The sequence below is a fragment of the Streptomyces sp. NPDC049577 genome (genome assembly GCF_040675635.1).
Classification (GTDB): Bacteria; Actinomycetota; Actinomycetes; order Streptomycetales; family Streptomycetaceae; genus Streptomyces.
Map to the genome: position 1 here is coordinate 1 of NZ_JBFAPH010000344.1, position 6,653 is coordinate 6,653.

General features: G+C 71.9%; 4 protein-coding genes and 1 pseudogene. 2 read left to right on the top strand and 3 right to left on the bottom strand.

Annotated features, from left to right (window positions below; genetic code table 11):
- A pseudogene (locus AB0K09_RS27685) lies at window positions 1–862 on the bottom strand (PucR family transcriptional regulator); the annotation flags it as partial.
- Between the two features lie 178 nt (window positions 863–1,040).
- On the opposite strand from AB0K09_RS27685, the gene AB0K09_RS27690 reads away from it, so the two are divergent.
- Both AB0K09_RS27690 and pruA read left to right on the top strand, forming a co-directional pair.
- A complete protein-coding gene (locus tag AB0K09_RS27690; RefSeq protein ID WP_366068143.1) occupies window positions 1,041–1,967 on the top strand; it encodes a proline dehydrogenase family protein in 927 nt (308 codons plus the stop codon).
- A 44-nt stretch (window positions 1,968–2,011) separates the two neighbouring features.
- Window positions 2,012–3,643 carry an L-glutamate gamma-semialdehyde dehydrogenase gene (pruA, locus tag AB0K09_RS27695; RefSeq protein WP_366068140.1) on the top strand — a complete coding sequence of 544 codons (1,632 nt, stop codon included), beginning with the start codon at window positions 2,012–2,014 and terminating at the stop codon, window positions 3,641–3,643.
- Window positions 3,644–3,712: 69 nt separating this feature from the next.
- Here the strand turns inward: pruA and AB0K09_RS27700 are convergent, their stop codons facing one another.
- Together AB0K09_RS27700 and serA are read right to left on the bottom strand one after the other, a co-directional pair.
- On the bottom strand, window positions 3,713–4,681 hold the full coding sequence (locus tag AB0K09_RS27700; protein ID WP_366068141.1) for a TetR/AcrR family transcriptional regulator C-terminal domain-containing protein: 969 nt from the start codon (window positions 4,679–4,681) through the stop codon (window positions 3,713–3,715).
- A 131-nt stretch (window positions 4,682–4,812) separates the two neighbouring features.
- Window positions 4,813–6,417, bottom strand: a complete 1,605-nt coding sequence (gene serA, locus AB0K09_RS27705) for a phosphoglycerate dehydrogenase (protein ID WP_366068142.1) — start codon at window positions 6,415–6,417, stop codon at window positions 4,813–4,815.
- Between the last annotated feature and the right edge of the window lie 236 nt (window positions 6,418–6,653).

Genomic DNA, 6,653 nt, shown 5'->3' on the forward strand with positions numbered 1-6,653 from the left:
CGGCAAGACACAGACCGCACACGAGCTCCAGCGGCGGCTGCCCGGCAGCGTGATCTGCGACCCCGAGCACGTCGGCTTCGGGCTTCACCGCATGCAGCCGGTCCGCCGCCGTACGGGCCGGGGCCTGGGAGGTCGTGGCCCGCAGCCGCACCAGGGCGGCGAGCGCCGCCGAGCCGTCCGGCAGGGCCCCGGGCAGCGGGCACATCGCGGCCACCCCCGACTGCGCCGCGAGCGCCGACGCGCCGCCGTCCTCGCCGTCCCCCTCGCCCGTCGGCCGCCACGGCACCACCGCCACCAGCGCCAGCGGGCCGTCCGCCGCCGGCCCCAGCGCCTCCCGCAGCGCAGCCCGCGCCGCCTCCGCGGCAGCCGGCCGCGCGGTCAGCAGCTCACGCAGCAGCTCGCCCAGCTCCGCGCCCGCCCGGGCCTCGGCCGCCAGCAGCGCCCCGATGCGGGCCGCCGTCTCCATGGCCTGCACCAGCCGGGCGTCCATGCCCCGCGGGCCGAGCTCCAGCCCCGACAGCGGACCGTCGTCCAGCAGCCACACATAGCCGTGCACCACGCCCCGGTGCCGCACGGGCAGGCAGATCCGGCCCTTGAAGACCCCGGCCGCCGGGTCCGGCGGAATGCGCAGCGGACTCTGCGCCCGCGCGATGCCGAAGCCCTCGAACCACGCCCGGACCGCCGCCGTCGACCGCCGCTGGAGGATCGACCGGGTGCGCACCGGGTCCATGGACAGCTCGAGATCGTCGTCACCCCCGTGGGCGCCGAAGGCGATGAGACCGAAATCCCGGTCCTCCAGCGTGGCGGGAGCGCCCAGCGCCGCCGAGATCTCGTCCACGAGCTGCTGATACTCGCCCCGCATGGCGCCCCCGTTCCCGATCCGTCCGTACCGTATCCATTCTCATACACATGTCTGAGATCCCGGCCACGGATGCGTGACAGCTGTCGATGGCGGGAGGATGGCCGCGAATCCTAAGTTTCACGATGAGTTACTTATGCCGTTTCCCCAGGTGGGACCGGCCGTCATCGTGGAGGTGCCCGTGCTGGGTCCCGTGATCCTCGCCGCTTCGCGCAGCGACCGCATGCGCCGTTTCGTCTCGGCCGCCCCGGGCACCAAGCAGGTCGTCGACCGCTTCATCGCCGGCGAGACCGTCGACCAGGTCATTCCCATCGTCGAGGACGCCGCGGCCAAGGGCCTGGAGGTCACCCTCGACGTGGTGGGCGAGGACATCACCACCGTCGAGCAGTCCTACGCGGCGCGCGACGCCTACCTGGAGCTCATCGAGCGCCTCAAGGAGCTGGGCCTGGGCGAGCGGGCCGAGATGTCGGTCAAGCTCTCCATGTTCGGCCAGGCGCTGGAGGGCGGCCACGAGCTGGCCCTCGCCAACGTCCGCCCCGTCGTCGAGGCCGCCGCCGCCATCGGCACCACGGTTACGCTGGACGCCGAGGACCACACCACCCTCGACTCGATGTTCGCCATCCACGAGGAGCTCCGGAAGGACTTCCCGCAGACCGGCTGCGTCATCCAGGCCTACCTCTTCCGCACCGAGGACGACGCCCGGCGTCTCGCCGCGGCCGGCAGCCGGGTGCGTATCGTGAAGGGTGCGTACAAGGAGCCCGCCTCCGTCGCGTACCAGGACAAGGCCGAGATCGACAAGGCGTTCGTCCGCATCGTCAGGATCCTGATGGCGGGCGAGGGCTACCCGATGATCGGTTCGCACGACCCGCGACTGATCGCCATCACACAGGAGCTGGCCCGGCAGGCGGGCCGCAAGCTGGACGAGTACGAGTTCCAGATGCTGTACGGCATCCGCAGCGACGAGCACGTCCGGCTGGCCGCGGAGGGCCACCGGATGCGCGTCTACACGGCGTACGGCACCGACTGGTACGGCTACTTCATGCGCCGCCTCGCCGAGAAGCCCGCGAACCTGCTGTTCTTCGCCCGCTCCATTCTCACCAAGGGCTGAGACCCCGCCCCACCGCAAAGAGCCCGTAAGGAGACACGGAACTCATGGACGCTGTGACCCAGGTCCCCGCGCCGGTCAACGAGCCGGTGCACGGCTACGCCCCCGGCTCGGCCGAGCGCGGCCGGCTGGAGGCCAAGCTCAAGGAGCTGGCCGACAACCCCATCGACCTGCCGATGACCATCGGTGGCGTCAAGCGCATGGGCGGTGGCGAGCCCGTCAAGGTCGTGCAGCCGCACAACCACGCGGCCGTCCTCGGCACCTTCCACAACGCCACCCAGCAGGACGCCCAGGACGCGATCGACGCGGCCCTGGCCGCCGCCCCGGCCTGGCGCGCGATGTCCTTCGACGACCGTGCCGCGATCATCCTGCGCGCCGCCGACCTGCTGGCCGGCCCCTGGCGCGAGACGATGGCCGCCTCCACCATGCTCGGCCAGTCCAAGACCGCCCAGCAGGCCGAGATCGACACCCCCTGCGAGCTCGTCGACTTCTGGCGCTTCAACGTGCACTTCGCGCGTCAGATCCTCGCCGAGCAGCCGGTCGCCAACTCCGCCGGCGTGTGGAACCGCAGCGACCACCGCCCGCTGGAGGGCTTCGTCTACGCGATCACGCCGTTCAACTTCACGGCCATCGCCGGCAACCTGCCGACCGCCCCGGCCCTGATGGGCAACGTGGTCGTCTGGAAGCCGTCCCCCACCCAGACCCACTCCGCCGTGCTGCTGATGCAGCTGCTGGAGGAGGCGGGCCTGCCCAAGGGCGTCATCAACCTGGTGACCGGCGACGGCATCGCCGTCTCCGAGGTGGCCCTGAACCACCCCGAGCTGGCCGGCATCCACTTCACCGGCTCGACCAAGACCTTCCAGTACCTCTGGAAGACGGTCGGCAACAACATCGAGAAGTACCGGTCCTACCCGCGCCTGGTCGGCGAGACCGGCGGCAAGGACTTCGTCGTCGCCCACCCGAGCGCCGACCGCGCCGTGCTGAAGACCGCTCTGACCCGCGGCTCCTTCGAGTTCCAGGGCCAGAAGTGCTCCGCCTCCTCCCGCGCCTACATCCCGCGCTCCATCTGGGAGGACGGCTTCAAGGAGGAGTTCGCGGCCGAGGTCGACGGCATCACCATGGGTGACGTCACCGACCTGACGAACTTCATCGGCGCCGTCATCGACGACCGCTCCTTCGCCAAGAACAAGGCCGCGATCGACCGTGCCAAGGCCGACCCGACCTGCACGATCATCGCCGGCGGCAGCTACGACGACTCGGTCGGCTACTTCGTCCGCCCGACCGTCATCGAGTGCACCGACCCGGCGAACGAGGTCTTCACGACCGAGTACTTCGGCCCGATCCTCGCCGTCCACGTCTACGAGGACGCCGACTTCGACGCGATGCTGGCGCAGATGGAGTCCGTCTCGGCCTACGCCCTGACCGGCTCGATCATCGCCCAGGACCGCTACGCCGTCGCCGACGCGATGGAGAAGCTCCGCTTCGCCGCGGGCAACTTCTACATCAACGACAAGTCGACGGGCGCCGTCGTCGGCCAGCAGCCCTTCGGCGGCGGCCGCGCGTCGGGCACCAACGACAAGGCCGGTGCCGCGAGCAACCTCCAGCGCTGGGTCTCGACCCGCTCCATCAAGGAGACCCTGGTCCCGCCGACCGACTACCGCTACCCGCACATGGGCTGACCCGCCCCGCGGTGAGCTCCGCCCCCGGCCAGGCCCCCCAGCCCGGCCGGGGGCGGCTTGTTTCCCGGGTCAGCGAGCGGACGGCGCCCCGCCCCGCGCCCCGGCGAGGAAGATCCCCAGCCCGTCCAGCAGCCGCTCCAGACCGAACTCGAACATCGAGTCCAGCGAGAAGTCGTGGTCCGGTTCGCCGAGGATGCGCTGGTAGACCGGGTAGTGGCCCAGGGCCAGCAGCTCGCCCAGCCGTCCTTCGCGGGAGTCGAGCCACTCGTCGTTCGTCAGGCCCGTGTCCTGCTCCGCCTCCGCCTCGTCCTCCAGGTTGACCGCGATGCCGCGGACGTACCCGGAGACGGTGACCGAGATGTGCAGCAGTTCGCCGGCCGCGAGGCCGAGGCCGCGGACCGGGGCGAGGGTCCACTCCATCAGGGCGATCGCGTTGCCGGACAGCAGCGGGCGGGTGTAGGACATGACCTTCGCCAGCCACGGGTGACGGCGGTAGAGCGCCCACTGCAACCGCGCGGAGGCCGCGAGCCGGGAGCGCCAGTCCGCCGCCCCGTCGGCGGGGAGTTCGATGTCGCCGAACACAGCGTCGGCCATCAGCTCCACGAGCTCGTCCTTGCCGGAGACGTGCCGGTACAGGGACATCGTGGGGACACCGAGCTCGGCGGCGATGGCGCGCATCGACAGCGCCGCCGAACCCTGGGCGTCGGCGAGGGCCACGGCCGTCCGGACGACGCGCTCGCGCGTGAGCGCCGGGTCAGTCTCGCGCCGCCGGGGGCGCCGCGGGGCCGGCACCGTCCTCGCCGGGCCGGGGGCGTCCACGACCGTGCCGACGCCGGGCACCGCCCGGACCAGCCCCTCCCGGCGCAGGACGGTGAGGACCTTCGTGGCGGTGGCCATCGCCACGCCCCACTCCCGCGTGATCTGCCGGGTCGACGGCACCTTCTCACCGGCGCCCAGCTCGCCGGACGCGATGCGGTCACGGAGTTCGGCGGCGATCCGCAGATAGGGCGGATCGGCGGACTGTTCTGGTGCACCCATGCACCGAGCGTAGCGAGCGCCCCCGGGGCGGTGGGGACGGGCACGGGCGGGCGGGCCGTCCCGCCCGGCCGCCCGTGCGCCGTCTCGGTCGGCGCGGTCTTCAGTCGGCGCGGTCTTCAGTCGGCGAGGTCTCAGTCGGCGAGGTTGACCGCGCGCGCCGACGCCGCGCCGATCTCCTCCGAGATCTCCGCGAGGACCGAGGCCGGGATCGCCTCGTCGACCGTGAGCGCGACCAGGGCCTCGCCGCCCTCCGCCGCGCGGGAGACCTGCATGCCGGCGATGTTGATGCCGGCCTCGCCGAGGATGCGGCCGAGGGTGCCGACGACGCCGGGGCGGTCGCCGTAGCGCAGGAAGCCCATGTGGTCGGCGAGGGCCAGGTCGACGTCGTGGTCGCCGACGGCGACGATCTTCTGGAGGTGCTTGGGACCGGCGAGCGTGCCGGAGACCGACACCTCGTCACCGCCGGCGAGCGTGCCGCGGACGGTCACCACGCTGCGGTGCTCGGGGGACTCCGAACCCGTGGTCAGCCGGACCTCCACGCCGCGCTCCTGGGCGAAGAGCGGGGCGTTCACATAGGAGACGGTCTCGTCGACGACGTCCTCGAACACGCCCTTGAGGGCGGACAGTTCGAGGACCTTCACGTCGTGCTGGGTGAGGTCGCCGTAGACCTCGACGTCCAGCCGCACGGCGACCTCCCCGGCCAGCGCGGTGAAGATGCGACCGAGCTTCTCGGCGAGCGGCAGCGCGGGCTTGACCTCCTCCGCGATCACCCCGCCCTGGACGTTGACGGCGTCCGGCACCAGCTCACCGGCCAGCGCCAGGCGCACCGACTTCGCGACCGCGATGCCGGCCTTCTCCTGGGCCTCGCCCGTGGAGGCGCCCAGGTGCGGGGTGGCGACCACGTTGTCGAACTCGAACAGCGGGGAGTCGGTGCACGGCTCGACGGCGTAGACGTCCAGCCCGGCGCCGGCCACCCGGCCCTCCTTCAGGGCGGCGGCCAGCGCCGTCTCGTCCACGATGCCGCCGCGGGCCGCGTTGACGATCCGCACGCTCGGCTTGACCTTGCGCAGTGCCTCGTCGCCGATGAGCCCGAGGGTCTCCGGAGTCTTCGGCAGGTGCACGGTGATGAAGTCGGCGCACTCCAGCAGCTCGTCGAGGGAGAGGAGCTTGACACCCATCTGCGCGGCACGCGCGGGCTGGACGTACGGGTCGTAGGCGACGACCTTCATGCCGAAGGCGGTCATCCGCTGGGCGACGAGCAGGCCGATCCGGCCGAGGCCGACCACACCGAGCGTCTTCTCGGACAGCTCGACACCGGTGTACTTCGACCGCTTCCACTCGCCGTTCTTCAGCGCGGCGTCGGCCTGCGGGATGTTCCGCGCGGTGGCGATCAGCAGACCGCAGGCCAGCTCGGCGGCGGTGACGATGTTGGAGGTGGGAGCGTTGACCACCATGACGCCGGCCTTGGTGGCGGCCGAGACGTCGACGTTGTCCAGGCCGACGCCGGCGCGGGCGACGACGCGCAGCCGTTTGGCGGCCGCCACGGCCTCCGCGTCGATCCGGGTGGCGGACCGGACGAGGACGGCGTCCACGTCGGCGATGGCGGGCAGGAGTTCGGCACGGTCGGCACCGTTGCAGTGCCGGATCTCGAAGTCGGGGCCGAGCGCGTCGACCGTGGCGGGCGACAGCTCCTCGGCGATGAGTACGACGGGCTTGCGAGACGAAGCAGTGCTCACGGGGTCCTCAGTCCTCACTGGTCCAGTTCCGAAACGGCCGTCCCGACGGCCGAAGGCGGTGGAGGGGGGCAGCCGCGTGGAGACGCACGACGCTGTGAGCCTGACGCGCTTGTGTTGGTCCGCAGTCTATCGGTGGAGCGACGGGCGCATTCGCGTTGCCGTGAACGTCACCCCAGGATGCCCGCCGAGTGCCCGCGGCGGACGGGAGCGCGCGGCGCGCGGGCCCCGGGGCCCGC

Excerpts from the sequence above, each read along its gene's own strand:
- pruA (WP_366068140.1), top strand. The coding sequence starts at position 2,012 with ATGGACGCTGTGACCCAGGTCCCCGCGCCGGTCAACGAGCCGGTGCAC.
- AB0K09_RS27700 (WP_366068141.1), bottom strand. The coding sequence starts at position 4,681 with ATGGGTGCACCAGAACAGTCCGCCGATCCGCCCTATCTGCGGATCGCC.